Source organism: Pseudomonas sp. AN3A02 (genome assembly GCF_011765255.1).
Lineage (GTDB): Bacteria > Pseudomonadota > Gammaproteobacteria > Pseudomonadales > Pseudomonadaceae > Aquipseudomonas.
The window spans coordinates 36,981-61,169 of record NZ_JAARNI010000007.1; the positions used below are offsets into that span (position 1 = coordinate 36,981).

Here is a 24,189-nt window from a genome sequence, read left to right on the forward strand (position 1 = left end):
ACCCGCTTTCGCGGGTTTTTGTGAGACTCAAGGTTAAAACCTCAAGTTTGGAATTGGTGCCCAGAAGAAGACTCGAACTTCCACGACCTTGCGGTCACCAGCACCTGAAGCTGGCGTGTCTACCAATTTCACCATCTGGGCAGCATCAGCAACGTTGCCGCTGTTGATGGAGCGAACTATACGGAGGGCTTTTTGATCTGTAAACCCCTGATTTGATTTTATAAATCAACTTTATGGTTAAAAATCAAAGGCTTGAAACGCAAAAACCCGCTTTCGCGGGCTTTTGTGAGACTCAAGGTTAAAACCTCAAGTTTAGAATTGGTGCCCAGAAGAAGACTCGAACTTCCACGACCTTGCGGTCACCAGCACCTGAAGCTGGCGTGTCTACCAATTTCACCATCTGGGCAGTATCGTCAACGTTGCCGTCGTCGATGGCGCGCACTATACGGAGCACTTTTTGCGCTGTAAAGCCCCGTTATCAAAAAAGCCTGGAAAATTTCGCGGGCGGTCGCGCAAGGTGCATTTCGAGGGCTACAAAGTGCTTTTACGGGCTTGTCGACACCTGAAATTTCCCGTTTCAATACGCGTATGCCAAACTAACCCGCATATAGACAAGGTGAAAACTCTCTAATGGCCGATTGGCAGTCCCTCGATCCCGAGGCCGCTCGTGAAGCGGAAAAATATGAAAACCCTATTCCTAGCCGCGAACTGATCCTGGCGCATCTCGCCGATCGGGGTTCGCCTGCTAGCCGCGAGCAGCTGGTTGAAGAATTCGGTCTGACCACCGAAGACCAACTCGAAGCCCTGCGTCGCCGCCTGCGCGCCATGGAGCGCGATGCCCAGTTGATCTACACCCGCCGGGGCACCTACGCGCCTGTGGACAAGCTTGACCTGATCCTCGGTCGCATTGCCGGCCACCGTGACGGTTTCGGCTTCCTGATTCCGGACGACGGCAGCGACGACCTGTTCATGAGCCCGGCGCAAATGCGCCTGGTGTTCGATGGCGACCGTGCTCTGGCGCGCGTTTCCGGCCTCGACCGTCGCGGCCGCCGCGAAGGCGTGATCGTCGAAGTCGTGTCCCGTGCCCACGAGTCCATCGTTGGTCGCTACTTCGAAGAAGGCGGCATCGGTTTTGTCGTGCCGGATAACCCGAAGGTCCAGCAGGAAGTGCTGATCACCCCGGGCCGCAATGGCGCTGCAAAAGTCGGTCAGTTCGTCGAGGTGAAAATCACCCACTGGCCAACTGCGCGCTTCCAGCCACAGGGCGATATCGTTGAAGTGGTCGGCAACTACATGGCGCCGGGCATGGAAATCGATGTTGCGCTGCGCACCTACGATATCCCTCACGTCTGGCCTGAGGCTGTGCTCAAAGAAGCCGCCAAGCTCAAGCCGGAAGTTGAAGACAAAGACAAAGAGAAGCGCATCGACTTGCGTCATCTGCCGTTCGTCACCATCGACGGCGAAGATGCCCGCGACTTCGACGATGCGGTCTACTGCGAAGCCAAGCCTGGCAAGCTGCGCCTGTTCTCCGGCGGCTGGAAGTTGTTCGTCGCGATTGCCGACGTGTCCAGCTACGTGAAGATCGGTTCGGCCCTGGACAACGAAGCCCAGGTGCGCGGCAACTCGGTGTACTTCCCTGAGCGCGTAATCCCGATGCTGCCTGAGCAGCTATCCAACGGCCTGTGCTCCCTGAACCCGAAAGTCGACCGTTTGGCCATGGTGTGCGAGATGACCATCTCGAAAACCGGCGAAATGACCGATTACCAGTTCTACGAAGCAGTGATCCACTCCCAGGCGCGCCTGACCTACAACAAGGTCAGCACCATCCTGGAACAGCCGAAAACCAGCGAAGCGAAAGCTCTGCGCGGTGAGTACGGCCATGTCGTGCCGCACCTCAAGCAGCTCTATGCGTTGTACAAAGTGCTGCTGGGCGCTCGTCACGTGCGTGGCGCGATTGACTTTGAAACTCAGGAAACCCGGATTGTCTTCGGTTCCGAGCGCAAGATCGCCGCGATCACCCCGACCACACGTAACGATGCCCACAAGCTGATCGAGGAATGCATGCTGGCGGCCAACGTGGCCACCGCAGAGTTCCTGAAAAAGCACGAGATTCCTGCGTTGTACCGGGTGCACGACGGCCCGCCGCCGGAGCGTCTGGAGAAGCTGCGCGCGTTCCTCGGTGAGCTCGGCCTGTCGCTGCACAAAGGCAAGGACGGCCCGACGCCGAAGGACTACCAGGCTCTGCTCGCGAGTATCAAGGACCGTCCGGATTACCATGTGATCCAGACCGTCATGCTGCGCTCCCTGAGCCAGGCGGTGTACAGCGCTGATAACCAGGGCCACTTCGGCCTGAATTACGAGGCGTACACCCACTTCACCTCGCCGATTCGCCGTTACCCGGACTTGCTCACGCACCGGGCGATCCGCAGCGTGATCCATTCCAAGCAGAACACCCCGCACGTCCAGCGCGCCGGTGCCATGACCATTCCGAAAGCACGGATCTATCCGTACGACGAAGCGGCCCTGGAACAGTTGGGCGAGCAGTGCTCCATGAGCGAGCGCCGCGCTGACGAAGCGACCCGCGACGTAGTGAACTGGCTCAAGTGCGAGTTCATGAAAGACCGCGTGGGCGAGTCGTTCCCGGGTGTGATCACCGCCGTGACCGGTTTTGGCCTGTTCGTCGAGTTGACCGACATCTACGTCGAGGGCCTGGTGCACGTCACCGCCTTGCCGGGTGACTACTACCACTTCGACCCTGTGCATCACCGCCTGGCGGGCGAGCGCACCGGTCGCAGCTTCCGTCTGGGCGACACCGTGGAAGTGCAGGTCATGCGCGTCGACCTCGACGAACGCAAGATTGACTTCGGTATGCCCGACAAGCCAGCCGAGCCGACTGGCCGTAAAAAACGTGGCGGCGAAACGACTGCGCCGGCCAGCAAAGGCAAAGGTACTCCTGCGAAAGCAGCGGTCGCCGAACCTGCGCCAGCCAAGCCTGCTCGTCGTTCGTCTGCCAAGGACAAGGCCCCAGAAGCTTATCGCCCAAGCGATGCCGCGGCGAAAAACGCCGAGCTGCGCAAGAGCCGCGAGTTGAAGCAGCAGTTGCTCAACGAAGCCAAAAGCGGTGGTAAAGCGGCGTCTGGGGGAAAGTCCCGCGAGGCGGAAAAACCGTCGAGCAAACCGAGTAAACACCGTAAAGGCCCGCCAAAAGCGGGTTCGGCCCCCGCGAAAAGCGGCGGGTCGCGCAAACCTAAGGCCAAGTCATGAGTCTGGAAAAAATCTACGGCGTACACGCCGTAGAAGCATTGCTGCGTCACCACCCGAAACGCGTCAAGCAGGTGTGGTTGGCAGAAGGCCGCAGTGAGCCGCGCGTTCAAGCGCTGGTCGAACTGGCCAACCAAAATAAAGTCGCCATCGGCCAGGCCGAGCGTCGTGAAATGGACGTTTGGGTCGAAGGCGTTCACCAGGGTGTGGTTGCGGACGTAAGCCCGAGCCAGGTCTGGGGCGAAGCGATGCTCGACGAGCTGCTCGATCGCACCGAAGGCGCACCGCTGTTGCTGGTGCTCGACGGCGTGACCGATCCGCACAACCTCGGCGCCTGCCTGCGTTCGGCGGATGCTGCCGGTGCGCTGGCGGTGATCGTGCCCAAAGACAAGTCGGCAACCTTGACCCCTGTGGTGCGTAAAGTCGCCTGCGGTGCGGCGGAAGTGATTCCGTTGGTAGCCGTGACCAACCTGGCGCGCACCCTGGAGAAACTCCAGCAGCGCGGCCTTTGGGTCGTGGGTACGGCGGGGGAGGCCGAGGTCAGTATTTATGACCAGGACCTCACCGGCCCGACCATTTTGATCATGGGGGCTGAAGGCAAGGGCATGCGTCGCCTGACCCGTGAGCACTGCGACTACCTGGTGCACCTGCCGATGGCCGGTAGCGTCAGCAGCCTCAACGTTTCAGTCGCAACGGGCGTCTGCCTGTTCGAAGCCCGGCGCCAGCGTGGCGCCAAGGCTAAAGCCAAGAAGTAACCAAGTCTGGCGCAGGTCAAAATGTGGGAGGGGGCTTGCTCCCGAATACGGTGTATCAGCCAGTGCATTTGGTGACTGGCACACCGCTTTCGGGAGCAAGCCCCCTCCCACAGTTGTTTTTGTGGTGTGTGGGGCTGTTCAAATAATCACCAATCACCTTGCGCCCTTTCTCCCCCTTCTCTACAATTGCGCCCCTTGCCTTCATGGCAGGCACGCATGTGCCTCCCCTCGGCAAGATCCATAAGTGTCATTCACTCCTTGTCTGACCGTTTTTGAGCGGCAGGCTACAACCCGTAAGGAGCATTCATGCGTCATTACGAAATCATCTTTTTGGTCCACCCGGATCAAAGCGAGCAAGTCGGCGGCATGGTAGAGCGTTACACCAAGCTGATCGAAGAAGACGGCGGCAAAATCCACCGTCTGGAAGATTGGGGCCGTCGTCAACTGGCCTACGCAATCAACAATGTTCACAAGGCTCACTACGTGATGCTGAACGTTGAATGCACTGGCAAGGCCCTGGCCGAGCTGGAAGACAACTTCCGCTACAACGATGCAGTGATCCGTAACCTGGTCATCCGTCGCGAAGAAGCCGTTACCGGCCAATCCGAGATGCTCAAGGCTGAAGAAAACCGCAGTGAGCGCCGTGAGCGTCGCGACCGTCCTGAGCACGAAGGCGCTGAAAGCGCTGATAGTGATGACAGCGACAACAGCGATAACGCTGACGAGTAATCCACGGACCTTTTAAGGAGCCTATCAAATGGCACGTTTCTTCCGTCGTCGTAAATTCTGCCGCTTCACCGCTGAAGACGTGAAGGAGATCGATTACAAAGATCTCAACACTCTGAAAGCCTACGTATCCGAGACCGGCAAAATTGTTCCAAGCCGCATCACCGGTACCAAAGCTCGTTATCAGCGTCAGCTGGCCACCGCTATCAAGCGCGCCCGCTTCCTGGCCCTGCTGGCCTACACCGACAGCCACGGCCGCTGAGACCGGGCAGTCGACAAGTAGTAAGGGATTGAATGCATGCGCGCCTTAGCTGAGTTCATCATGCGCGGTCGTGTGCAGGCCACTCTGGTAGTGGCTGGATGTGCAGCGTTGCCGTTGTTGTATTGGTTGGGTGCTGCTGCAGGTTGCCTTGTGCTCCTGCGGCGCGGTTTGAAGGACGCCCTTGGCGTTCTTGCCCTGGGAATGCTGCCGGCCTTGGTCTGGTGGTTGAAATTCGATGATCCACGGGTACTTCTGGTACTGCTCGGTTCATCGGCCCTTGCGTTGGTTTTACGCGCAAGTGAGTCCTGGGTCCGTACGCTGCTGGTCAGCGTGGCATTGGGGTTGGTGTATTCACTGGCGCTTGGCGCGGCTTTCCGCCCGCAAATCGAGGCGCTGGCGCAGGAGATCATAAAGATCCTGCCGCTGGCCCTCGGGGATCTCTACCAGCAGTTATCGGTAGAGGAGCGAGCGCGCTTTGCGTCAGTGGTTGCACCGATGCTTACCGGCCTGATAGCGGCACTGTTGCAGATCGTCAGCGTGCTGAGCCTGATTCTTGGGCGTTATTGGCAGGCGTTGTTGTATAACCCGGGTGGTTTTGGTCGCGAGTTTCGCAGTATCAGAATCCCCGCTGGACCGGCGATGTTGCTGCTGGCGTTCATGGTGGTCGGGCCGACTTTTGGCCTGGCGCTGTTGGTGCCGTTGTGCAGCGTACCGCTGGTATTCGCCGGGCTATCCCTGATTCATGGGCTGGTGGCGCAAAAGCGACTGGGCAGATTCTGGCTGGTGGGGTTGTACGTAACGCTGTTGCTGTTCATGCAGCTGATCTATCCGTTACTCGTGGTCTTGGCCATTGTCGACGGCCTGATTGATTTTCGCGGTCGTCTGGCGCCGAAAGACGCCGATAACGCGAACGGTGAAGGTTAAAAGTTAGAGGATTTTCACATGCAACTGATCCTTCTGGAAAAAGTCGCCAACCTGGGCAACCTGGGCGACAAAGTGAACGTTAAGGCCGGCTACGGTCGTAACTACCTGCTGCCATACGGCAAAGCCACCGCTGCAACCGCTGCCAACCTGGCTGCGTTTGAAGAGCGTCGTGCTGAGCTGGAAAAAGCAGCAGCAGACAAAAAAGCTTCGGCCGAAACTCGCGCTGCCCAACTGGCTGAGCTGGAAGTGACTATCACTGCCACCGCCGGTGACGAAGGCAAGCTGTTCGGTTCGATCGGCACCCACGACATCGCTGATGCACTGACCGCCTCCGGCGTTGAAGTGCAGAAGAGCGAAGTTCGTCTGCCGAACGGCACCATCCGCAACGTTGGCGAATTCGATGTAGCCGTGCACCTGCACGCTGAAGTCGAAGCAACCGTACGCGTTGTTGTGGTAGCAGCTTAAGCAGCACCTAACTGACTGGCACCTCGCGTGCCGGGCGGTTAACATCGGGCACGATCCTGTTTACAGGTCGTGCCTTTTGTTTTTCTGCCTTTTGTTTTCTGTAGCCCCTGATTCTCCAACTATTCCAAGTGGCCATGAACGATATCTCCGCTCCTGAGCAATACGATCTGCAAACCGCTGCCCTGAAGGTGCCGCCGCATTCCATCGAGGCCGAACAGGCCGTGCTCGGTGGTTTGATGCTGGACAACAACGCCTGGGAGCGCGTGCTGGATCAAGTCTCGGACGGCGATTTCTACCGTCATGACCACCGCCTGATCTTCCGCGCCATTGCCAAGCTGGCCGACCAGAACTCACCGATCGACGTGGTGACCCTGGCCGAGCAACTGGACAAGGAAGGCCAGACGTCCCAAGTGGGCGGCCTGGGTTACCTGGGCGAGCTGGCGAAAAACACGCCATCGGTCGCCAACATCAAGGCCTATGCGCAGATCGTCCGCGCGCGGGCCACGTTGCGCCAACTGATCGGCATCGCCACCGAGATCGCCGACAGTGCCTTCAACCCGGAAGGCCGTACCGCGGAAGAGATTCTTGACGAAGCCGAGCGGCAGATCTTCCAGATCGCCGAGGCCCGCCCGAAAACCGGCGGCCCGGTCAGCGTCAACGACCTGCTGACCAAGGCCATCGACCGTATCGATACCCTGTTCAACACCGATAACGCCATTACCGGCCTGTCCACCGGCTACACCGACCTCGACGGCATGACCAGCGGCCTGCAGCCGTCTGACCTGATCATCGTCGCCGGCCGTCCGTCCATGGGTAAAACCACCTTCGCCATGAACCTGGTGGAGAACGCCGTGTTGCGCAGCGACAAGGCCGTTCTGGTTTACTCCCTGGAGATGCCAGGTGAATCGCTGATCATGCGTATGTTGTCGTCCCTGGGCCGCATCGACCAGACCAAGGTGCGTGCCGGTCGCCTGGAAGACGACGATTGGCCACGGCTGACCTCGGCGGTCAACCTGCTCAACGACCGCAAGCTGTTTATCGATGACACCGCGGGCATCAGCCCGTCGGAAATGCGCGCGCGTACCCGACGCCTGGTGCGTGAGCATGGCGACATCGCCCTGATCATGATCGACTACCTGCAACTGATGCAGATCCCGGGCTCCAGCGGTGATAGCCGGACCAACGAGATTTCCGAGATTTCCCGCTCGTTGAAAGCCCTGGCCAAGGAATTCAACTGCCCGGTGGTTGCCCTGTCGCAGCTCAACCGGTCCCTGGAGCAGCGCCCGAACAAACGCCCGATCAACTCCGACTTGCGGGAATCCGGAGCGATCGAGCAGGATGCTGACGTGATCATGTTCGTGTACCGGGACGAGGTGTACCACCCGGAAACCGAGCATAAAGGCATCGCCGAAATCATCATCGGTAAACAGCGTAACGGGCCAATCGGCACCACGCGCCTGGCCTTTATCGGCAAATACACCCGCTTCGAAAACCTGGCGCCGGGTAGCTATAACTTCGACGACGAGTAAAAAGTCGTCCTGCCAATTCCGACTGCAAAGGTCGGAATTGGTCAAAATTTGTGCTATATTCCGCGCCCGCGATTTTTCATCTCAACACCGGTCACCGTCATGCAAACAGCCAAGCCGTTATTTGACTATCCCAAGTACTGGGCCGAATGTTTCGGTCCTGCGCCATTCCTGCCGATGAGCAGGGAGGAGATGGATCAGCTTGGCTGGGATTCATGCGACATCATCATCGTCACCGGTGACGCGTATGTAGACCATCCGTCGTTCGGCATGGCAATCATCGGCCGGTTGCTGGAGTCCCAGGGCTTCCGCGTCGGGATCATTGCCCAGCCCAACTGGCAGTCCAAAGACGACTTCATGAAGCTCGGCGAGCCGAACCTGTTCTTCGGCGTCGCGGCCGGCAACATGGACTCGATGATCAACCGCTACACCGCCGACAAGAAAATCCGTTCCGATGACGCCTACACCCCCGGTGGCATGGCTGGCAAACGTCCGGATCGCGCGAGCCTGGTCTACAGCCAGCGCTGCAAGGAAGCCTACAAGCACGTGCCAATCGTGCTCGGCGGCATCGAAGCTTCCCTGCGCCGCATCGCTCACTACGACTACTGGCAGGACCGGGTGCGTAACTCGATCCTGATCGACGCCTGCGCCGATATCCTGCTGTACGGCAACGCCGAGCGGGCCATTGTCGAAGTCGCCCAGCGCCTGTCGTGGGGCCACAAGATCGAAGACATCACCGACGTGCGCGGCACCGCGTTCATTCGCCGTGACACGCCTGAAGGCTGGTACGAGGTGGATTCCACCCGTATCGATCGTCCGGGCAAGATCGACAAGATCATCAACCCGTACGTGAATACCCAAGACACCCAGGCCTGCGCCATCGAGCAGGAAAAGGGCCCGACGGACGACCCGGAAGAAGCCAAGGTCGTACAGATTCTGGCCAGCCCGCGCATGACCCGTGACAAGACGGTCATTCGTCTGCCGTCCGTGGAAAAAGTCCGCGGCGACTCGGTGCTGTATGCCCACGCCAACCGCGTGCTCCACCTGGAAACCAATCCGGGCAACGCCCGCGCCTTGGTACAGAAGCATGGCGAAGTGGACGTGTGGTTCAACCCGCCACCGATTCCCATGACCACCGAAGAAATGGACTACGTGTTCGGCATGCCTTACGCCCGTGTTCCACACCCGGCGTACGGCAAGGAAAAGATCCCGGCCTACGACATGATCCGTTTCTCGGTAAACATCATGCGTGGCTGTTTCGGCGGCTGCACCTTCTGCTCGATCACCGAGCACGAAGGCCGGATCATCCAGAACCGTTCCGAAGAGTCGATCATTCGCGAAATCGAAGAGATCCGCGACAAGGTGCCAGGCTTCACCGGCGTCATCTCCGACCTCGGCGGCCCAACCGCGAACATGTACCGCATCGCCTGCAAGAGCCCGGAAATCGAATCCGCGTGCCGCAAGCCGTCCTGCGTGTTCCCGGGCATCTGCCCGAACCTGAACACTGACCACTCGTCGCTGATCCAGCTGTATCGCAGCGCCCGTGCGTTGCCGGGTGTGAAGAAGATCCTGATCGCTTCCGGCCTGCGCTACGACCTCGCCGTCGAGTCGCCGGAATACGTGAAAGAGCTGGTGACCCACCACGTTGGTGGCTACCTGAAGATCGCCCCGGAACACACCGAGGAAGGTCCGCTCAACCAGATGATGAAACCGGGCATCGGCAGCTATGACAAGTTCAAGCGCATGTTCGAGAAGTACACCAAGGAAGCGGGCAAGGAGCAGTACCTGATTCCTTACTTCATCGCTGCCCACCCGGGCACCACCGATGAAGACATGATGAACCTGGCCCTGTGGCTCAAGGGCAACGGCTTCCGCGCCGACCAGGTGCAGGCGTTCTACCCGTCGCCAATGGCCACCGCCACCGCGATGTACCACTCGGGCAAGAACCCGCTGCGCAAGGTCACCTACAAGAGCGACGCGGTGACCATCGTCAAGAGCGAAGAACAGCGCCGTTTGCACAAGGCCTTCCTGCGCTACCACGACCCGAAAGGCTGGCCGATGCTGCGTGAAGCCTTGACCCGTATGGGCCGTGCCGACCTGATCGGGTCGGGCAAGGAGCAACTGATCCCGTTGCATCAGCCGTCCACCGACAGCTACCAGAGCGCCCGTCGCAAGAACTCGACGCCGGCTGGCAGCCACAAGGTTGCGAAGGAAACCACCACCAGGATCCTCACCCAGCACACCGGCTTGCCGCCCCGTGGCAGTGACGGCAGCAACCCGTGGGACAAGCGTGAGCAAGCCAAGGCCGCGGCCATGGTGCGCAACAAGCAGGCCGCCAAGGAACGCACCGACGCAGCCAAGGGCAAAGGCAAGAAGCCAGCCCGCAAGCCGGTCGTGCCGCGTTGATCGCAGCCTGAAACGCAAAACGCCAGCCTCGTGCTGGCGTTTTGCTTTCTAGCGGGTGGGTAGCCTGTTTGTTAAGGTGGCGCCCATTAAATCGCCTTCGCGAGCAAGCCCGCTCCCACACTTGACCAGGTTCCAGCATGAGAATGCGGTCGAATGTGGGAGCGGGCTTGCTCGCGAAAGCGCCAGTTCAGACACCACCCATTTCAAGGAAGAACACCCCCATGAGCAGCCCCCTGCTTGGCATCGGCATGGACTCCAACCGCTCCCAGTTCATGGCGCGCCAGCGCATCGAAAGCCAGATCAATCTGCCACGCCTGTTTGCCGCCATCGACGCCGACCCCGGCATTGTGGGGGCGGGTGTGGTGTATATCGATGCTGACTTCAATGTCGTCACCCTGCGCGAATTCCAACCCCTCTGCAGCATTACGCCCAAGCGTGTGATCTTGCGTGAAGCGCAGAGGTACATTGCGCCGGCGCAGTTCGCCCAGCAGGTTCAGGACAACCCCCGTGAATCGCGGCTGGTTGGGGAAGCGATCAACACCACGTTGTCGTGTGCCGGTGCTGTTATCGGCTGGGTAGTGGTGCTCAGCGGATCCGTTGCAATACCGTTTTCGGCGGGCGCCAGTACTGTGATTGCAGCCCTCGGCTACACCGCTGCGGCAGCCAGTACTGTTCAGTGTTTTGCTGGTGGCTACCGCACCGTCAACGAAATAAGAAACCCATCGCGCAACGACGAGCTCGACGGCGAGGAATGGTATCAATACACGATGATTGCGTTGGACGCCGCATCGTTGGTAGGTGTCGGCGCATCGTCACTGACCACCCTCAAGCTGGTTCGGCTGAATAAGGCGACAACCGGCAAAAGTGTTCGGGAGGTGCTGAAGGGCTTGAATCGGCAGGAGCGCGCCAAACTGACCAAGGAGTTGCTAAGTATTAACGACCCTCGCCTGACTTCGAAGATGCGCAAGTTGCGGCAGTTATCGGGTGAGTTGCCCAAGCGATTCACGCCCACACAGGTCAAGCATGCAACGGTTACGCAAATACAGGACGCTCTGGGCGCTTCCATTGGTTTCACTGGAAGCGCGCTCTCCGGGAATGTTCGGACCATTGCCGTAGGTCTATATGAGGAGATCGAGTAATGAACCAAGCGCCGAGCATTCGCGGCTTTCTATCACAGTACTTTCCCGTTTTCATGGGAGCGATATTTGCATCGGTATTTTCCCTGGTCTTTGCGGTGCCGTTGTTTTTTGACAGCTATTTCCGGGACCTTTCTCTGGCTGATAACGCCAAGTACTCCTTTATCGGCGGAATCGCTCTGACGATGATCATCGTGCACTGCAACTTCATGATCGCCCGTGGGCGCCCGCAGTGGGTGTGGCCGCTGGTGGTGTTGCTGGGGCTTTGTTTTGTGTGTGTGCTGCCCACGATCGAGTATCGGCCACACATGTTTATTTATGGAATGAGCGTGCTTTTACCCTTGCTCGCGCTGCTATTGCTCAACAGCAAGCGCCACCGCGAAATGCGTCAGAAGCTGCTCGAAGTGCGCCACCTGCGCGAAGCCATAATCGCCAGGCACAAGGCCCGTTGAGTGGGTAGTGCCGTCACCACCACGCTCGTATCAAGCGGCCAAATTAAAAATGCTTGGGGCGCAACGGCGGGCCTTATAGGGAGTGCTTACACGGGCAACGTAAAAACCATCGCATTGGGGTTGTATGAGGAGGTCGGAGAATGAGCGAGCTGATGACGCTTCGTGATTTTTTCAGGGATTACTTCCTTACTTTTATCGGTGGTGTATTTGCGGCCTATTTTTCTTTGGGCTTCGCTACAGCGCTTTCCTTTGCGACCTATTTTCGTGATTCACCTCTCGCTGGCGGTTTGGGCTTTTCGATCATGCTCGTCGGAGCATTGCTGATCCTGTTAACGGTCCATAGCAATTTCATGATTTTGCGCGGGCGCCCGTCGTGGGTGTGGGTAATGGTGGGTATTTACTTCGCCTGCTTTCTGTTTGTGCTTCCCATGATTCAGTACACGCCGCACGCCGTTCTTTATGGCCTGGCGTTGGTTTTTCCGCTGTTTGGCCTCTTGATACTCAACAGCTCTGTTCAGCGAGATATGCGCATTAAACTCGTGGGAATTCGCCACATTCGGCAGTCATTGAAGACCAAGAGCCGAACCCGATAGGTATCAGGGCATCACTCCTGTCGATTTTGATAAGGGAATCGAGCAATGAATCAAGCACCGAGCATTCGCGGTTTTCTGTCCCGGTATTTTCCTGTTTTCATGGGGGTGATATTGGCATCGGTATTTTCCCTGGCCTTTGCGGTGCCATTGTTTTTTGAAAGCTATTTCCGGGACCTTTCTGTGGCCGATACCGCCAAGTACTCCTTTATCGGCGGAATCGCTTTAACGATGGTCATCGTGCACTGCAACTTCATGATTGCGCGCGGGCGCCCGCAATGGGTCTGGCCACTGGTGGTGTTACTGGGGCTTTGTTTTGCGTGTGTGCTGCCCACTATCGTGTATCAGCCGCATGCGTTCATTTATGGTGTGAGCGTGCTTTTACCCTTGCTTGCGCTGCTATTGCTCAACAGCAAGCGCCACCGCGAAATGCGCCAGAAGCTGATCGAAGTGCGTCACCTGCGCGAAGCCATGATCGGCAGGCACACAGCCCGGTGACTGGGTAGATTCACCACCCACCCTCACACTCCCGCCACAAAAATGTGCAACCCTCGCACCACGACGGCAGCCATCGCGCCGTTTTGGTGCTGTACTGCACCGGGTCCCACGATAAAGCGCAATGACTGCTGCTCTGGCATAAGTCTTGCGCGCTTTGTTTTCATGCCCTGGCTCGCAGGAGGCCGCCGTGTCGATTCATGTCGCGTTGCACCACGTTACGCATTACCGCTACGACCGCGCGGTCGAACTCGGCCCACAGATTGTCCGTCTGCGTCCGGCGGCCCATAGCCGCACGCGGATTCTGTCCTACGCGTTGAAGGTGTTGCCGGAACAGCACTTCATCAATTGGCAGCAAGACCCCCAGGGCAATTACCTGGCACGTCTGGTGTTCCCCGAAAAAACTGACGAGTTGCGCATTGAGGTCGACCTGGTCGCCGAGATGGCGGTGTTCAACCCTTTCGACTTTTTCCTGGAACCCTACGCCGAAAAAATCCCGTTCAGCTACGCCGCCGATGAGCAGCGCGAGCTGGCGCCGTACCTGGAAACATTGCCGCTGACCCCGCGATTCGCCGCCTACCTGGCGGGTATCGACCGCACACCGTTGCCGGCCGTGGATTTCCTGGTAGGCCTCAATCAGCGACTGGCCGCCGACATCGGCTACCTGATCCGCATGGAACCGGGCGTACAGACCCCGGAATTCACCCTCGAAAACGCCTCCGGTTCCTGCCGGGATTCAGCGTGGTTGCTGGTGCAACTGCTGCGCAATCTCGGGTTGGCGGCGCGGTTTGTGTCCGGTTATCTGATCCAGCTGACCGCTGACGTCAAAGCCCTGGACGGCCCGTCCGGCACCGAAGTGGATTTCACCGACCTGCATGCCTGGTGCGAAGTGTATTTGCCCGGCGCCGGTTGGATCGGTCTAGATGCCACTTCCGGCTTGTTCGCCGGTGAAGGGCATATCCCGTTGGCTTGTAGTCCTGATCCTTCCTCAGCAGCGCCCATCAGTGGCTTGGTGGAACCCTGCGAGTGCGAATTTACCCACGAGATGTCCGTAGAGCGGATTTGGGAAGCCCCACGGGTTACCAAGCCCTACACCGAAGAGCAGTGGCTGGCGATCCAGGCCTTGGGCCGGCAGATCGACGGTGACCTGCTCAAGGACGACGTGCGCCTGACCATGGGTGGCGAGCCGACCTTCGTCTCCATCGACGACCCCGACGGTGCGGAATGGAACACCGCCGCTCTCGGTCCGGACAAACGCCGCCTGTCTGCCGAGCTGTTCCAGCGCATGCGCAAGCACTACGCGCCCAAGGGCCTGGTGCACTTTGGCCAAGGCAAGTGGTACCCCGGCGAGCAACTGCCGCGCTGGTCCCTCAACTGCTACTGGCGCCGCGACGGCGTGCCGATCTGGCACAACAGCGCGCTGATCGCCGATGAGCAGGAAAGCTATGGCGCCGACGGCGTGATGGCCGGGCGTTTTCTGGCCAGCGTCGCCGAGCGCCTGAAACTGCCTACGCATTTTGTATTCCCGGCCTACGAAGACAATTTCTATTACCTGTGGCGTGAAGGCGCCTTGCCGCAAAACGTCAGCGCCGAAGATCCGCGCCTGGAGGACAAGCTCGAGCGCGAACGCCTGCGCAAAGTCTTCAGCCAGGGCCTGGATAAAGTCATCGGCCAGGTGCTGCCGCTGGCGCGCACGGCGGCCAATGACCGCTGGCAGAGCGGCCGCTGGTACCTGCGGGACAACCATTGCCGCCTGGTGCCGGGTGATTCACCACTGGGTTATCGCCTGCCACTGGCCTCGCAGCCGTGGGTGACGGCGGCGGACTATCCGTTCGTGCACCCCACCGATCCCAACCAGGATCTGGCAGACCTGCCGACCCCCTCACAGTTGCAAAGCCACGGCGAGGCGGCCGAGAGCAAAGAGCGCAGTCCGAAGATCGACGAATCCGCCGACTGGCTGACCCGCACCGCCCTGTGTGCCGAAGCGCGGGAAGGCCGGCTGTACCTGTTCATGCCGCCGCTGGAGCGGGTCGAGGATTATCTGGAGTTGGTGGCGGCCATCGAAGCCACTGCCGAAGAACTGCATTGCCCGGTGCTGCTGGAAGGTTATGAGCCGCCGAGTGACCCGCGCCTGAGCAACTTCCGGGTGACACCGGACCCGGGCGTGATCGAGGTCAACGTGCAGCCGTCCGCCACCTGGGACGAGTTGGTGGAGCGCACCGAGTTTCTCTACGAGGAAGCCCGGCAAACCCGCCTCACCACTGAAAAATTCATGATCGACGGCCGCCACACCGGCACCGGCGGCGGTAACCATTTCGTCCTCGGTGGCGCCACGCCGAAGGATTCGCCGTTCCTGCGGCGTCCCGATCTGCTGCGCAGCTTGATCAGCTATTGGCATAACCACCCGTCGTTGTCCTACCTGTTTTCCGGCCTGTTCATCGGCCCGACTTCCCAGGCGCCACGGGTCGATGAAGCGCGCAACGATGCGCTGTACGAGCTGGAAATTGCCTTCGCCCAGATGCCCGAAGTGGGCCAAGAATGCCCGCCCTGGTTGGTGGACCGCCTGCTGCGCAACCTGCTGATCGACGTCACTGGCAACACTCACCGCGCCGAGTTCTGCATCGACAAGCTCTACTCGCCGGACGGTGCCACCGGCCGCCTGGGCCTGCTGGAATTGCGCGCCTTTGAAATGCCGCCCCATGCACGCATGAGCCTGACCCAACAACTGCTGCTGCGGGCGCTGGTCGCGCGCTTCTGGCGTGAGCCCTATGCGCCGCCGAAGCTGGCGCGCTGGGGCACGGAACTGCACGACCGCTTCCTGCTGCCGCACTTCATCGAGCAGGATTTTGCCGACGTGATTGTCGAGCTGAACGCTGCCGGTTATCCGCTGCGGGCCGAATGGTTTGCTGCGCACTTGGAATTCCGTTTTCCCAAGGTCGGCGACTATGCGGTCAGCGGCATCGAACTGGAACTGCGCCAGGCCCTTGAACCCTGGCATGTGCTGGGCGAGGAGGGCGCGGTGGGCGGCACGGTGCGTTACGTGGACTCGTCCTTGGAGCGCTTGCAGGTCAAGTTGAGCGGCCTGCCACCCCAGCGTTACCTGCTGACCTGCAACGGCATTCCGGTGCCGTTGCAACCCACCGGGCGTGTCGGCGAGTTTGTGGCTGGCGTGCGCTATCGCGCGTGGCAGCCGGCCAACTGTTTGCAGCCGACCATCCCGGTGCATGCGCCGCTGGTGTTTGATCTTTTGGACACGTGGATGCAGCGCTCGCTGGGTGGTTGCCAGTACCATGTCGCCCATCCGGGCGGGCGCAATTACGACAGCCTGCCGGTGAATGCCAATGAAGCTGAAAGCCGGCGAATGGCGCGGTTTTTCCGTCTGGGACACAGCCCCGGGAAATTGCCGGTGCCGAGTGTGGTGATCAACGATGAATTGCCGATGACCCTGGATTTACGACGTTTCCCCAATAAGAATGAATAAACGCGATTCAAAATGTGGGAGCGGGCTTGCTCGCGAATACGGTGTGTCAGAAACACATTAAGTGACTGACACTCCGCTTTCGCGAGCAAGCCCGCTCCCACACAAGCCCGCTCCCACAGTTGGATCGCGTGGTTTGTGAGTTAACCTGACTTCCCTTGCCCCTGCCGAGCGTTCCATGCCCGACTTGCTCGACCGTTACCCGCTGACCGCGGGCACTTATCACGAACTGCTGGACGACAGCGGCGCGGTTCGTGCCCATTGGCAGCGCCTGCTCGATCACCTGCAACGCAGCACCCCGGCGCAACTCGCCCAGCGCCAGGCCTTGCTGACCCGGCAGATCCAGGAAAACGGCGTGACCTACAACGTCTACGCCGACCCCAAGGGCGCCGATCGCCCCTGGGAACTCGACCTGTTGCCCCACGTGCTGGCGGCCGATGAATGGAAGCAACTTTCCGCCGGTATCGCCCAACGTGCGCGCCTGCTGAATGCGGTACTGGCCGACCTCTACGGCCCGCAACGCTTGATCGCCGAAGGTTTGCTGCCGGCAGAACTGGTGTTTGGCCACAACAATTTCCTGTGGCCGTGCCAAGGCATCCAGCCGCCCGACGGCGCCTTTCTGCACCTGTACGCCGTGGACCTGGCGCGCACGCCGGATGGCCGCTGGTGGGTCACCGCCGACCGTACCCAGGCCCCGTCCGGCGCCGGTTATGCCCTGGAAAACCGCACCATCGTGTCTCGCGCCTTCCCGGACCTGTACCGTGACTTGCAGGTGCAGCACCTCACCGGGTTCTTCCGCACCTTGCAGGAAACTCTGGCCCGCCAGGCGCCGAGCGACGACCAGCCACCGCTGATCGTGCTGCTGACCCCGGGCCGTTTCAACGAAAGCTATTTCGAGCATTTGTACCTCGCCCGCCAGCTTGGCTACCCGCTGGTGGAAGGCGGCGACCTGACCGTGCGCGACGCCACGGTGTACCTCAAGACCCTCAGCGGCCTGCGCCGGGTGCACGCGATCATGCGCCGCCTGGACGACGACTTCTGCGACCCGCTGGAGCTGCGCACCGACTCGGCCCTCGGCGTGCCCGGCCTGTTGGACGCTGTGCGCCAAGGCAATGTGCTGGTGGCCAACGCCCTGGGCAGCGGCGTGCTGGAATCCCCTGGCCTGCTGGGCTTCCTGCCGAAGATCAATCAATTCCTGTTTGGCGAAGAACTGATCCTGCCGTCCATCGCCACCTGGTGGTGCGGTGAGGCGCCGGTGCTGGCCGAAGCCCTGGAAAAACTGCCGGAACTGCTGATCAAACCGGCGTTTCCGTCGCAAAGTTTCACCCCGGTGTTTGGTCGCGACTTGAACGACGAACAACGCGAGGCCCTGGCCGAACGCATGCGCGCGCGGCCTTACGCCTATGTCGCCCAGGAACTCGCGCAGCTGTCACAGGCGCCGGTCTGGCACACCGTCGACGATCACCTGCAACACCGCGCCATCGGCATGCGTGTCTACGCCGTGGCCAGCGCCGACGGTTACCGGGTACTGCCCGGTGGCCTGACTCGTGTGGCCGCCGAAGCCGATGCCGAAGTGGTGTCGATGCAGCGCGGCGGTGCGAGCAAGGACACCTGGGTGCTTGGCGAACGCGCCCTCGGCACCGAGCAATGGCGCGCCCAGCGGGCCATCGGCGCCCATGACCTGGTGCGGCGCGATCCGTACCTGCCGTCGCGGGTGGTGGAAAACCTGTTCTGGTTTGGCCGCTATTGCGAGCGCTGTGATGACAGTGCGCGCTGGCTGCGCATCGTCCTCGCCCGCTATGTCGACGGAGACGACCCGCTGGCGCTGCAGGCGGCGGTTGAACTGGGTGAGAACCTGCGACTGTTGCCGGAGGAGGGCGAGTTGCCTGAGCGGCTTCAGGCGGCGTTGCTCGGTGACGATTGGCCGTCGAGCCTGCGGGCCAACTTGCAGCGCTTGCAGTGGGCGGCGTCCCAGGTGCGCGGCAAGCTGTCCCGGGAAAACTGGCAGGCGCTGGTGGAATTGCAGCGCGAAGCCCTGGAGCTGGAAAGCGAAGAGCCGGACTTCGGCGAACTGCTGGATTTCCTCAACCGCCTGGTGATGTCCCTGGCGGCGCTGTCGGGCTTTGCCCTCGACGACATGACCCGCGACGAAGGCTGGCGTTTCTTGATGATGGGCCGGCGCATCGAGCGCCTGCAGTTTCTCAGCAGCAGCCTGGCAGCCTTCCTGCGTGGTGTGGCGGTGTTCGATCAGGCCGGGCTGGAATGGTTGCTGGAACTGGGCAACAGCAGCATCACCTATCGTTCGCGCTACCTCGCGGTGCCGCAATTGATTCCGGTGCTGGACCTGTTGCTTTTGGACGAGCAGAACCCCCACGCGGTGCTGTTCCAGCTGAAACTGGTGAGCCGCACCTTGCGCCGCCTGAATGACGATTTCGGCGTGCCCCGGGAAACCGGGTTGGCGCCGTTGGTGGAGCGCCTGGCGCGCTTTGACCTGGGCTGCCTGGAGAACCCGCTGTTCGGCGAGTCCAGCGTGCGCGCTGCGCTGGATGGCCTGGCCGACCTGCTGCAAGCGGTGGCCGATGAAAGCGGGCAAGTCTCCGACCGCCTGGCCTTGCGCCATTTTGCCCATGTGGACGATGTCAGCCAGCAAACGGTGTCTGTGTGATGAGTGCCCGCTACCAGATTTTCCACGATACCCATTACCACTACGACAGCCCGGTGTCCCTGGCCCAGCAGCTGGCGCACCTGTGGCCGCGGCCTTGCGCCTGGCAGCGCTGCAGCTCGCAGCAACTGGAGATCAGCCCCGAGCCGACCTCGCGCCGGGATGAGCTGGACGTGTTTGGCAATCCGATCACCCGGCTGGCGTTCGAGCGGCCCCACGATGAGCTATTGGTCAACGCCGGGCTGACGGTGGAAGTGCTGGCGCGTCCGGTGCTGGATTTCAGCCTGTCGCCGGCCTGGGACCAGACCCGCAACGGCCTGACCTACAGCAGCCAGCCGATGTCGGCCGAGGTGATCGAGGCCTGCCGCTATCGGTTCGAATCACCCTACGTGCATTTGAAGAAAAGCTTCGTCGAGTTCTCCCAAGACTGTTTCCCGGCGGGTCGTCCGTTGCTGCTGGGTGTGCAGGCGTTGATGGAAAAGATCTTCAGCGAGTTCACCTTCGACGCCGAAGCCACCCAGGTCGCCACGCCGCTGGTGGAAGTGCTGGAGCGCCGGCGCGGCGTGTGCCAGGACTTCGCCCACCTGATGCTCGCGTGCCTGCGTTCCCGAGGCCTGGCGGCGCGGTATATCAGTGGTTACCTGCTGACCCAGCCACCGCCCGGCCAGCCACGGTTGATCGGCGCGGATGCGTCCCACGCGTGGGTGTCAGTGTTTTGCCCGGTGTCGGGTTGGGTGGATTTTGATCCGACCAACAATGTGCAGCCGGCACTGGAACACATCACCCTGGCCTGGGGCCGGGATTTCTCCGATGTTTCGCCGTTGCGGGGGGTGATTCTGGGGGGAGGGAGCCATGACCCGGAAGTGCGGGTGACGGTGATGCCGCTGGAGTAATGCGCAAGATCGTTCCCACGCTCCGCGTGGGAATGCCTGCCGTGACGCTCTGCGTCACCCTGCACTCAAATCGGGACGCGGAGCGCCCCAGGATGCATTCCCACGCGGAGCGTGGGAACGATCACCTATTCAGCGTCTTTCGGTGCTTCGGTTTCGTCTGTAGCCACTGTACCTTCAGCATCCGGGTTCAGTGCACCGGCTTCTTCGTCGGCTGCAGTTTTCTTGCGCTGCAGCTTTTCCTCTTTCTTCTGCTCTTTGGCCAAGTCTCTCTGACGTTTGGCGAAGGAGTAATTAGGTTTTGCCATGGGCGATCCTCTGGGGTCGAAGGTGAGGTTGAGCGGCGCGTATTCTGCCTTTAATCGCGTCCCAAGGGTTAATCGGGTTTTTGGTCCACCCATTTGGGCAGGACCAGCGGTTGCCAGGCATCCAGTACGTCAAGCAGCTCAGCCGGCGATTCGCTCATTTGCAGCATGGCACGATGCGGTGCACGGACGAAACCTTCGCCGACGATATGATCAAGAAAATCGGTCAACTTGCGGTAAAAACCATTCACTTCGAGCAAACCCAGCGGTTTTCCGTGGTGACCGAGCTGGCCCCAGGTCCAGACTTCGAACAGTTCTTCCAGGGTGCCCAGGCCGCCTGGCAGCGCAATAAAGGCGTCGCTCAGTTCGGCCATGCGGGCCTTGCGGGCGTGCATGCCGTCGACCACTTCCAGGCGGGTCAGGCCTTTGTGGCCGATTTCCAGGACTTTCAGGCTTTCGGGAATAATCCCGATCACTTCACCGCCGGCTTCCAGGGCGGCATCGGCGACGATGCCCATCAGGCCCACGGCGCCACCGCCGTACACCAGGGTCAGCTTGCGTTCGGCCAGCGCGCGCCCGAGGGCCACGGCTGCTTCACGGTAGGCCGGGTTGGTGCCGCTGCTGGCACCGCAAAACACACAGACAGACTTCAAGGACATACCTGACTCCACTCAGTTGTGGCTAAAGAGTAAAGGCTGGCCTGCGTCTCTCAAAGGATTAAACCTCGCGTTGAGGCGTTTCACAGGTGCCGCTGGCGCCACAGGCATAGGCGGCAAGCAGGCTGCGGAACAGGCTATTGAGGTGCATGGCTCGGACTCCGGAAGGGTGATGAGCCGATCATAGGCCGGCATCAGTACTTTGGCCGGTAGATTGTGTCGATGAGTCTGATAGCCTAAAGTTGTATACAATCTGTTGACTCAGATCATAAGAATTCCCGCCTGCCTCAGGCACCCTTGTCGCAATACGCGTTTTTTAAACCCTGCCCTGGAGATTCACATGTTTGCCAAACTCGTTGCTGTTTCCCTGCTGACTCTGGCTAGCGGCCAGTTGCTTGCTGCAGAGTGCAAGGTCACTGTCGACTCCACTGACCAGATGTCCTTCAACACCAAGGCCATCGAAATTGACAAGAGCTGCAAGACGTTCACCGTTGAGTTGACCCACTCCGGCAGCTTGCCGAAAAACGTCATGGGCCATAACTGGGTGCTGAGTTCCGCCGCCGACATGCCTGGCATCGCCAGCGACGGCATGGCCGCCGGCATCGACAAGAACTACCTCAAAGACGGCGACACCCGCATCATCGCCCACACCAAGATCATCGGTGCTGGCGAGAAAGACTCCGTGACCTTCGATGTGTCGAAGCTGGCGGCAGGCACTGACTATGCGTTCTTCTGCTCGTTCCCAGGCCACATCTCGATGATGAAAGGCACTGTGACCCTGAAGTAATCACCCATCAGGCAAAAAAAAGCGCCCTTCGGGGCGCTTTTTTTTGCCTGTAGACAAGCTGCTCTTGTGGCGAGGGAGCTTGCTCCCGCTGGGCTGCGGAGCGGCCCCAATAAGGTCACTGCGTAGCATCAGAAAAAGCGCTAAGCAGGTTTCACGGGCCGCTTCGCGCCCCAGCGGGAGCAAGCTCCCTCGCCACAGCAAGCTCCCTCACCACAACAAGCCCTTTTGCCACAATGAGCTGCTGAGTTACCTCAGGGTGCAAACGGCATCACCCGCTTGTGCTCGGTCTTGCGATAGGTGTCACAAATGATCCGGAACGCTTCCTCGCGCACCGGCTCGCCGTGCAGGAACGCATCGATCTCGGCATAGGTCACGCCATGGGACGCTTCGTCCGGCTTGCCCGGCGAGAGGTCTTCCAGGTCGGCCGTCGGGATTTTCTCCACCAACGATTCCGGTGCACCAAAGTGCCGGGCAATCGCGCGCACCTGGTTCTTCACCAGCCCGCTCAGCGGCGCCAGGTCGCAGGCGCCATCACCGAACTTGGTGAAAAAGCCCATCACCGCTTCCGCCGCATGGTCGGTACCGATCACCAAACCACTGGCCGCGCCGGCGATGGTGTACTGCGCCACCATGCGCATGCGCGCCTTGGTGTTGCCCAGCACGAAGTCCCGGGAGACCGCGGCCTTGCCTTCAAACGCCGCCACTTCGTTGGCCAGGGATTTCACCGCCGGGCCGATGTTCACCGTGTGGCGCTCGTCGGGTTCGATAAAGTCCACGGACGCTTGGGCATCGTGTTCGTCGAACTGGGTTTCGTAGGGCAGGCGCACCGCGATAAAGCGGTAGGCCTCGTCACCCTTGGCGGCCCGTAACTCTTCCACTGCACGCTGGGCCAGCAGGCCGGCGGTCAGCGAGTCGACGCCGCCGCTGATGCCCAGCACCAACGTCTTGAGGCCTGAATTGAGCAGGCAGTCCTGGATAAAGGTAACGCGCCGGGCGACCTCCGCGTCAAGGGCGGCCTGGTCCTTGAACGGCGGTTGGACCTTGAGCTGTTCAGCAATCTCGCGCTGTACGGCTTGCATGATTCACTCCTTGCTGGGTAGGGCAGGTACTTTGAAAACGTGGCGCAAATAAGCGACGAAGTTCGGATCGGTGCAGTGGGTCTTGCCCGCTTCATCAGAGATCTTTGCGACGGGCTGGCCATTACAGGCGGTCATTTTAAGCACGATGCTCATCGGTTCCACACCTGGAATATCACAGGTCAGGTTGGTGCCGATGCCGAAGCTCACATTGATCCGACCACGCAGCGCGCGGAAAATCTCCAGCGCCTTGGGCAGCGACAGGCTGTCGGAGAACACCAGGGTCTTGCTCATCGGCTCGATCCCCAGCTTGTGATAGTGGGCGATTGCCTTTTCGGCCCATTGCACCGGGTCACCGGAGTCGTGGCGCAGGCCGTCGAAGAGTTTGGCGAAGTACAGGTCGAAATCGCCGAGGAACGCATCGGTGGTGATGCAATCGGTCAGGGCGATGCCCAGCAGGCCACGGTATTCCCGCACCCAGCAATCGAGGGCGGCGATCTGGCTGTCGATCAGGCGCGGGCCGAGTTGTTGGTGGGCCATGATCCATTCGTGGGCCATGGTGCCCAGCGGCTTCATATCAAACTCACGGGCCAGGTGCACGTTGCTGGTGCCGACAAAACGCCCGGGGAAGTCGTGCTTGAGCACGCTCACCACTTCTTCCTGCACGCGGTAGGAGAAGCGTCGGCGCGTGCCGAAATCCGCCACCTGCAATTCGGAGAGTTCTTCGACGCTGGCATTCGCCGTCAGCCAGTCGAACTTGCGATACAGCTGCTCGCGGGCCTGTTCGAGGATCACGGTCTGGTAGCGATAGCGGTTACGCACTTCGCTGACGATGGCCAGCATCGGCACTTCAAACAGGATCACATGCAGCCACGGCCCGCGCAGGCGGATAAACAGCTCGCCGTTTTCGATGCCGGTCTGGACGTAGCGCAGGTTGAAGCGAAACAGCCCGAGGAAGCGCAGGAAATCCGGCTTCATGAAGCTGATGCGTTCCAGGAAGCCCAGTTGGTCGGGGCTCAGGCTCAGCTCGGCGAGGCGCTCGATCTGGTAGCGGATCTCCGCCAGGTACGGGCGCAGGTCTTCACTGTTACGGCAACGAAACTCCCATTCAACTTCCACATTCGGGTAGTTGTGCAGCACCGCCTGCATCATGGTCAGCTTGTAGAAGTCGGTGTCGAGCAGGTTCTGCACGATGCGATCGGCAAACACACTCTCGCTCATAACGGGAATCTCCAGACGGGTCGGCGATGGGCGCCGACCTTTACGCACAATTAAGGAATGGCGCTAGTGGCGCATAGACCTGTGTTGTTTTGCCAGTGTTTTTTCAGCTGGGCATT

20 protein-coding genes and 2 tRNA genes are annotated in these 24,189 nt (G+C 60.4%); 16 read left to right on the top strand and 6 right to left on the bottom strand.

Annotated elements, in window-relative coordinates; translation table 11 throughout:
- Positions 1 to 54 precede the first annotated feature (54 nt).
- Positions 55 to 141, bottom strand: a tRNA-Leu gene (locus HBJ59_RS22750).
- 178 nt (positions 142 to 319) lie between these two features.
- Positions 320 to 406, bottom strand: a tRNA-Leu gene (locus HBJ59_RS22755).
- Between the two features lie 224 nt (positions 407 to 630).
- Between HBJ59_RS22755 and rnr the strand changes: the two genes are divergently transcribed.
- From rnr to HBJ59_RS22830, 15 genes are all read left to right on the top strand, one after another.
- Positions 631 to 3,264, top strand: a complete 2,634-nt coding sequence (gene rnr / locus HBJ59_RS22760) for a ribonuclease R (protein WP_076018048.1) — start codon at positions 631 to 633, stop codon at positions 3,262 to 3,264.
- Complete coding sequence (gene rlmB / locus HBJ59_RS22765) at positions 3,261 to 4,016, top strand: 23S rRNA (guanosine(2251)-2'-O)-methyltransferase RlmB (RefSeq protein WP_076018047.1); 756 nt, start codon at positions 3,261 to 3,263, stop codon at positions 4,014 to 4,016. Before rnr ends, rlmB begins: the two co-directional genes overlap by 4 nt.
- Positions 4,017 to 4,322: 306 nt before the next feature.
- Entirely contained in the window at positions 4,323 to 4,745 is a 423-nt protein-coding gene (gene rpsF / locus HBJ59_RS22770) for a 30S ribosomal protein S6 (RefSeq protein ID WP_003217491.1), read from the top strand.
- A 28-nt stretch (positions 4,746 to 4,773) separates the two neighbouring features.
- Positions 4,774 to 5,004 (top strand): 30S ribosomal protein S18, encoded by a 231-nt coding sequence (gene rpsR, locus HBJ59_RS22775; protein ID WP_002551829.1) that lies wholly within the window; start codon positions 4,774 to 4,776, stop codon positions 5,002 to 5,004.
- Positions 5,005 to 5,040: 36 nt separating this feature from the next.
- Entirely contained in the window at positions 5,041 to 5,928 is an 888-nt protein-coding gene (locus HBJ59_RS22780) for a hypothetical protein (RefSeq protein WP_076018046.1), read from the top strand.
- 18 nt (positions 5,929 to 5,946) lie between these two features.
- Entirely contained in the window at positions 5,947 to 6,393 is a 447-nt protein-coding gene (rplI, locus tag HBJ59_RS22785; RefSeq protein ID WP_003171376.1) for a 50S ribosomal protein L9, read from the top strand.
- Positions 6,394 to 6,527: 134 nt separating this feature from the next.
- On the top strand, positions 6,528 to 7,922 hold the full coding sequence (dnaB, locus tag HBJ59_RS22790) for a replicative DNA helicase (RefSeq protein ID WP_064450415.1): 1,395 nt from the start codon (positions 6,528 to 6,530) through the stop codon (positions 7,920 to 7,922).
- A gap of 99 nt (positions 7,923 to 8,021) precedes the next feature.
- Positions 8,022 to 10,325 carry a YgiQ family radical SAM protein gene (locus HBJ59_RS22795; protein WP_076018045.1) on the top strand — a complete coding sequence of 768 codons (2,304 nt, stop codon included), beginning with the start codon at positions 8,022 to 8,024 and terminating at the stop codon, positions 10,323 to 10,325.
- A gap of 221 nt (positions 10,326 to 10,546) precedes the next feature.
- The gene (locus HBJ59_RS22800; RefSeq protein WP_167664827.1) at positions 10,547 to 11,464 is read left to right on the top strand and encodes an NAD synthetase; all 918 of its coding nucleotides are present in this window, start codon (positions 10,547 to 10,549) and stop codon (positions 11,462 to 11,464) included.
- Positions 11,464 to 11,913, top strand: coding sequence for a hypothetical protein (locus HBJ59_RS22805; RefSeq protein ID WP_167664828.1), 450 nt, complete (start codon positions 11,464 to 11,466; stop codon positions 11,911 to 11,913). Before HBJ59_RS22800 ends, HBJ59_RS22805 begins: the two co-directional genes overlap by 1 nt.
- Positions 11,914 to 12,053: 140 nt before the next feature.
- A complete protein-coding gene (locus HBJ59_RS22810; RefSeq protein ID WP_076018043.1) occupies positions 12,054 to 12,506 on the top strand; it encodes a hypothetical protein in 453 nt (150 codons plus the stop codon).
- 45 nt (positions 12,507 to 12,551) lie between these two features.
- Positions 12,552 to 13,001 carry a hypothetical protein gene (locus HBJ59_RS22815; protein ID WP_076018042.1) on the top strand — a complete coding sequence of 150 codons (450 nt, stop codon included), beginning with the start codon at positions 12,552 to 12,554 and terminating at the stop codon, positions 12,999 to 13,001.
- Between the two features lie 187 nt (positions 13,002 to 13,188).
- Positions 13,189 to 16,479, top strand: a complete 3,291-nt coding sequence (locus HBJ59_RS22820) for a transglutaminase family protein (protein WP_167664829.1) — start codon at positions 13,189 to 13,191, stop codon at positions 16,477 to 16,479.
- Positions 16,480 to 16,654: 175 nt separating this feature from the next.
- Positions 16,655 to 19,141 carry a circularly permuted type 2 ATP-grasp protein gene (locus HBJ59_RS22825; RefSeq protein WP_167664830.1) on the top strand — a complete coding sequence of 829 codons (2,487 nt, stop codon included), beginning with the start codon at positions 16,655 to 16,657 and terminating at the stop codon, positions 19,139 to 19,141.
- Positions 19,141 to 20,031: a transglutaminase family protein gene (locus HBJ59_RS22830; protein ID WP_076018040.1), complete on the top strand. Its 891-nt coding sequence runs from the start codon at positions 19,141 to 19,143 to the stop codon at positions 20,029 to 20,031. Before HBJ59_RS22825 ends, HBJ59_RS22830 begins: the two co-directional genes overlap by 1 nt.
- 125 nt (positions 20,032 to 20,156) lie before the next feature.
- Here the strand turns inward: HBJ59_RS22830 and HBJ59_RS22840 are convergent, their stop codons facing one another.
- Together HBJ59_RS22840 and HBJ59_RS22845 are read right to left on the bottom strand one after the other, a co-directional pair.
- Positions 20,157 to 20,336 (bottom strand): hypothetical protein, encoded by a 180-nt coding sequence (locus HBJ59_RS22840; protein ID WP_076018039.1) that lies wholly within the window; start codon positions 20,334 to 20,336, stop codon positions 20,157 to 20,159.
- Positions 20,337 to 20,404: 68 nt separating this feature from the next.
- Entirely contained in the window at positions 20,405 to 20,992 is a 588-nt protein-coding gene (locus HBJ59_RS22845) for a TIGR00730 family Rossman fold protein (RefSeq protein ID WP_167664831.1), read from the bottom strand.
- A gap of 337 nt (positions 20,993 to 21,329) precedes the next feature.
- Here HBJ59_RS22845 and azu point away from each other — a divergent pair, with 337 nt between their 5' ends.
- Entirely contained in the window at positions 21,330 to 21,776 is a 447-nt protein-coding gene (azu, locus tag HBJ59_RS22850; RefSeq protein ID WP_008439083.1) for an azurin, read from the top strand.
- Between the two features lie 251 nt (positions 21,777 to 22,027).
- Here the strand turns inward: azu and nadE are convergent, their stop codons facing one another.
- Complete coding sequence (gene nadE / locus HBJ59_RS22855) at positions 22,028 to 22,855, bottom strand: ammonia-dependent NAD(+) synthetase (RefSeq protein WP_167664832.1); 828 nt, start codon at positions 22,853 to 22,855, stop codon at positions 22,028 to 22,030.
- 3 nt (positions 22,856 to 22,858) lie between these two features.
- Complete coding sequence (pncB, locus tag HBJ59_RS22860; protein ID WP_076018037.1) at positions 22,859 to 24,073, bottom strand: nicotinate phosphoribosyltransferase; 1,215 nt, start codon at positions 24,071 to 24,073, stop codon at positions 22,859 to 22,861.
- Between the last annotated feature and the right edge of the window lie 116 nt (positions 24,074 to 24,189).

Excerpts from the sequence above, each read along its gene's own strand:
- rnr (WP_076018048.1), top strand. The coding sequence starts at position 631 with ATGGCCGATTGGCAGTCCCTCGATCCCGAGGCCGCTCGTGAAGCGGAA.
- rlmB (WP_076018047.1), top strand. The coding sequence starts at position 3,261 with ATGAGTCTGGAAAAAATCTACGGCGTACACGCCGTAGAAGCATTGCTG.
- rpsF (WP_003217491.1), top strand. The coding sequence starts at position 4,323 with ATGCGTCATTACGAAATCATCTTTTTGGTCCACCCGGATCAAAGCGAG.
- rpsR (WP_002551829.1), top strand. The coding sequence starts at position 4,774 with ATGGCACGTTTCTTCCGTCGTCGTAAATTCTGCCGCTTCACCGCTGAA.
- HBJ59_RS22780 (WP_076018046.1), top strand. The coding sequence starts at position 5,041 with ATGCGCGCCTTAGCTGAGTTCATCATGCGCGGTCGTGTGCAGGCCACT.
- rplI (WP_003171376.1), top strand. The coding sequence starts at position 5,947 with ATGCAACTGATCCTTCTGGAAAAAGTCGCCAACCTGGGCAACCTGGGC.
- dnaB (WP_064450415.1), top strand. The coding sequence starts at position 6,528 with ATGAACGATATCTCCGCTCCTGAGCAATACGATCTGCAAACCGCTGCC.
- HBJ59_RS22795 (WP_076018045.1), top strand. The coding sequence starts at position 8,022 with ATGCAAACAGCCAAGCCGTTATTTGACTATCCCAAGTACTGGGCCGAA.
- HBJ59_RS22800 (WP_167664827.1), top strand. The coding sequence starts at position 10,547 with ATGAGCAGCCCCCTGCTTGGCATCGGCATGGACTCCAACCGCTCCCAG.
- HBJ59_RS22805 (WP_167664828.1), top strand. The coding sequence starts at position 11,464 with ATGAACCAAGCGCCGAGCATTCGCGGCTTTCTATCACAGTACTTTCCC.
- HBJ59_RS22810 (WP_076018043.1), top strand. The coding sequence starts at position 12,054 with ATGAGCGAGCTGATGACGCTTCGTGATTTTTTCAGGGATTACTTCCTT.
- HBJ59_RS22815 (WP_076018042.1), top strand. The coding sequence starts at position 12,552 with ATGAATCAAGCACCGAGCATTCGCGGTTTTCTGTCCCGGTATTTTCCT.
- HBJ59_RS22825 (WP_167664830.1), top strand. The coding sequence starts at position 16,655 with ATGCCCGACTTGCTCGACCGTTACCCGCTGACCGCGGGCACTTATCAC.
- HBJ59_RS22830 (WP_076018040.1), top strand. The coding sequence starts at position 19,141 with ATGAGTGCCCGCTACCAGATTTTCCACGATACCCATTACCACTACGAC.
- HBJ59_RS22840 (WP_076018039.1), bottom strand. The coding sequence starts at position 20,336 with ATGGCAAAACCTAATTACTCCTTCGCCAAACGTCAGAGAGACTTGGCC.
- HBJ59_RS22845 (WP_167664831.1), bottom strand. The coding sequence starts at position 20,992 with ATGTCCTTGAAGTCTGTCTGTGTGTTTTGCGGTGCCAGCAGCGGCACC.
- azu (WP_008439083.1), top strand. The coding sequence starts at position 21,330 with ATGTTTGCCAAACTCGTTGCTGTTTCCCTGCTGACTCTGGCTAGCGGC.
- nadE (WP_167664832.1), bottom strand. The coding sequence starts at position 22,855 with ATGCAAGCCGTACAGCGCGAGATTGCTGAACAGCTCAAGGTCCAACCG.
- pncB (WP_076018037.1), bottom strand. The coding sequence starts at position 24,073 with ATGAGCGAGAGTGTGTTTGCCGATCGCATCGTGCAGAACCTGCTCGAC.